Consider the following 3,111-nt stretch of genomic DNA (forward strand, 5'->3'; position numbering starts at 1 on the left):
CGCGCGGCCGCGGGGCGCGGGCGCGCGCCCGGCCGTCACCGTCGGATCCGGGCACTGGGAAGAGGGAGAGCATGCCGATCGAGCGCCGCCCGCTGCGCGAGCAGATCAAGGACGAGCTGCTGGAGCGCCTCGGCCGGGGCGAGTTCGCCGCGAACGAGCCGATCAACGAGAACCGGATGGCCGCCGACCTCGGTGTCAGCCGGACCCCGCTGCGCGAGGCGCTGATCGCGCTGGAGCGCGAGGGCGTGATCCGCAGCGAGCGCGGCAAGGGCTTCCGGTTCGCCCCGATGAGCCGCAAGGAGTTCCTGGACCTCAGCACGATCGTCCGGGAGATGGAGTCGCTGGCGCTGCGGCTGAGCGACCCGGCGTTCCTGGTGTCCATCGCGCCTCGGCTGCTGGCCGAGGCGCGCGCGTTCCCGGACCCGCGCGCCGCCTACGCGGTGCTGGAGCGGCACGACGACGCCTGGCACGAGATGCTCACCTCGGGCTGCCCGAACGAGCGGCTGCTGGACATGATCGGCTCGCTGAAGCTGACCATGCACCGCTACGAGCGGGTCGTGGTCGGCGACCAGGACGTCCTGGAGCGCTCGGCCGCCGAGCACGAGCGGATCGCCGAGTGCCTGCTGGACGGCGACGTCGAGGGCGCGGTCGCCGCGCTCAAGGCCAACTGGGCGAGCGGCTCCGAGCGCATCCTGGAGCGCTTCGACCGCGACCGCCGACCCGCGGGATCCGCCCCGTCCTGACCGCGCGCCGGCCGCTGCCCGAGACCATGCCGGAAGCCCGCGTCGTGATCGTCACCTACGGGTGCACCGTGCTGGTCCCGGACGTGGAACCGGTTCTCAGCCACGCGCACAAGGAGGTGGGGCTGTTCACCCTCGCCGAGGTCGCGGACCTGCGGATGCCCGACGGCTACAAGCGCTCGATCGCCGCCTGGTTCGCCCGCCTGTGACCTGGGGGAGCCGCCGTCCTCCCGGCTGGTGAGCGGACGGTGAGCGAGCGGTGAGCGGGGCCCGGCACTGTCTCCTCATCGCCGGTCCGCACCGAGGACCGGCCGGTGACGAGGAGACACGGTGGACGCGAAGACGGGCACGCTCGACGGCAGGACGGCGCTGGTGACCGGGGGCTCGCGCGGGATCGGCCGGGCGGTGGCGCTGCGGCTCGCCGCGGACGGCGCGTTCGTGGCCGTCCACTACGGCGGTGACGCCGAGGCGGCGAAGCGGACGGTCGCCGACATCGAGCGGGCGGGCGGCCGGGCCGTGGCGGTCCAGGCCCGGTTCGGCGAGGACGGCGCGGTGGACCGCCTGTTCGACGCGCTGGTCCCCGAGCTGGACGGGCGCGGCCTGGACATCCTGGTCAACAACGCCGGAATCGCCTCGGCCAGCCCGGCCGCGGCGCTCACCCCCGCCGAACTCGACCGGCTGCTGACGGTGAACGTCGCCGCGCCGTTCTTCGTGACCCAGCGGGCGCTGCCGCTGCTGAACGACGGCGGCCGGATCATCAACATGGGCTCGGTCGCGAGCCGGATGGCCGTGGCCGTCCAGATCGGCTACAGCGTCTCCAAGGCCGCGCTGGAGGCGCTGGCCCCGACCCTCGCCAACGAACTCGGTCGGCGCGGCATCACGGTGAACACCGTCGCGCCGGGGGCGATCCGCACCGACATGACCGCCGGGTACGTCTCCATCCCCGAGGCCGCCGCCGCGCTGGAGTCCATCACGGCGCTCGGCCGCCTCGGCGAGCCCGAGGACGTCGCCGACGTGGTCGGCTTCCTCGCCGGGCCGGACGCGCGCTACGTCACCGGGCAGACCATCGACGTCTCCGGCGGCACCTGGCTCGGGCCGGTCGTCCCGGCGTGACACCGGAGGACGCCGTCGCGCCCGGCCGGGCGCGACGGGGGGTTCCGGGCGGTGTCAGGCGTCCTTGCGGAGCAGACCGCCGTACTCGTAGCCGGGGAAGTGCGCGGACGCGCCGAGGAACTGCTCCAGGTCGGCCGGGACGGGCGGCAGCGGCGGCTGGGCGGGGTCCGGGCGCCACTGCTTGATGTTGACCAGGCCGGGCTCGACCGGGGTCAGCCCGGCCAGCAGCGCGTCCACCTCGCCGGGGGAGCGGGTCCGCCACGGCATCCCCGAGGAGTTGGCCTGCTCGTCCATCGCGGCGGCGATGGCCGCGTCGTCGGTGACGATCTGGGTGAAGGCCAGATAGGAGCCGGGCGCGGCGACGTCGTCCATGATGCGGTGCAGGAGGCCGCGCGGGTCCATGTCGTCCAGCAGGTGGTGGCCGACCGACAGCCACAGCACCGCGACCGGCTCGCTGAAGTCGATCAGCCGCCGGACGCCCGGGTCGTCCAGGATGCGGTCCTGGTCGCGGAAGTCGGCGGGGACGAACACGGTGGTGTCGTTCTCGGCCATCAGCGCCCGGCCGTAGCTGAGCACGGTCGGGTCGTTGTCCACGTACGCCACCCGCGAACCGGGCCCGAACTCGGCCGCCACCTGGTGGACGTTGCTGTTGGTCGGCAGCCCGCAGCCCATGTCGAGGAACTGCCGGATGCCCGCCTCGGCCGCCAGGTACCGGACGAGCCGGTACAGGAACAGCCGGTTGTCGCGGGCGATGTCCACGATCCCCGGGAAGTGCGGCAGGGACTCCAGGGCGAACCGGCGGTCCACCTCGTACCAGTCCTTGCCGCCGAGCGACATCCCGTAGAGGCGGGCCGAGGACGGCGTGTTGTGGATGTCGGCGATGGCGTCGCTGCTACTCATCGGGGACTCCGGTCGGTCAGGCGGACAGCGGACGAAACGGTGTTCTTCGGACGTCACGCTAGCGTCCCGGGTCGCCGTCGTGAGGGATTTTCGTGATCTTGGTGGCGTCGCGTTGTCCGCATCGGGCCATGCCGGGCCGCCCGCGGTCCGGGTGACAAACCCGGCAGGCGGGCGTATCAATAGGAAACCTTCTTAATTGATGCGCCGTCGGGGGAGCGCGTGGACGCCCTTCGAGGAGGCTCCCGACCATGACCCCGCCCACCCCGCCGAACCCGCCCAGCCCGCCCACGCCGCCGAACCCGCCGTCCGCGCCGACCGCGCCCCGCGTCGCGCTCCGGTGGTCCGCGCCGCTGCGGGC

The 3,111-nt window shown here is 73.5% G+C and carries 4 protein-coding genes; 3 read left to right on the forward strand and 1 reads right to left on the reverse strand.

What is annotated here, in order from left to right; translation table 11 throughout:
• Positions 1–71 precede the first annotated feature (71 nt).
• From DZF91_RS25945 to DZF91_RS25955, 3 genes are all read left to right on the forward strand, one after another.
• Complete coding sequence (locus DZF91_RS25945) at positions 72–743, forward strand: GntR family transcriptional regulator (RefSeq protein WP_117359816.1); 672 nt, start codon at positions 72–74, stop codon at positions 741–743.
• 26 nt (positions 744–769) lie between these two features.
• Positions 770–949, forward strand: coding sequence for an NUDIX hydrolase (locus DZF91_RS25950; RefSeq protein ID WP_199486894.1), 180 nt, complete (start codon positions 770–772; stop codon positions 947–949).
• Positions 950–1,070: 121 nt separating this feature from the next.
• Complete coding sequence (locus tag DZF91_RS25955) at positions 1,071–1,853, forward strand: SDR family NAD(P)-dependent oxidoreductase (RefSeq protein ID WP_117359817.1); 783 nt, start codon at positions 1,071–1,073, stop codon at positions 1,851–1,853.
• Between the two features lie 54 nt (positions 1,854–1,907).
• Here the strand turns inward: DZF91_RS25955 and DZF91_RS25960 are convergent, their stop codons facing one another.
• The gene (locus DZF91_RS25960; RefSeq protein ID WP_117359818.1) at positions 1,908–2,753 is read right to left on the reverse strand and encodes an SAM-dependent methyltransferase; all 846 of its coding nucleotides are present in this window, start codon (positions 2,751–2,753) and stop codon (positions 1,908–1,910) included.
• Positions 2,754–3,111: the final 358 nt, after the last annotated feature.

It is taken from the genome of Actinomadura logoneensis, assembly GCF_003428695.1.
In the GTDB taxonomy this organism is placed as follows: domain Bacteria; phylum Actinomycetota; class Actinomycetes; order Streptosporangiales; family Streptosporangiaceae; genus Spirillospora; species Spirillospora logoneensis.

Excerpts from the sequence above, each read along its gene's own strand:
- DZF91_RS25945 (WP_117359816.1), top strand. The coding sequence starts at position 72 with ATGCCGATCGAGCGCCGCCCGCTGCGCGAGCAGATCAAGGACGAGCTG.
- DZF91_RS25950 (WP_199486894.1), top strand. The coding sequence starts at position 770 with ATGCCGGAAGCCCGCGTCGTGATCGTCACCTACGGGTGCACCGTGCTG.
- DZF91_RS25960 (WP_117359818.1), bottom strand. The coding sequence starts at position 2,753 with ATGAGTAGCAGCGACGCCATCGCCGACATCCACAACACGCCGTCCTCG.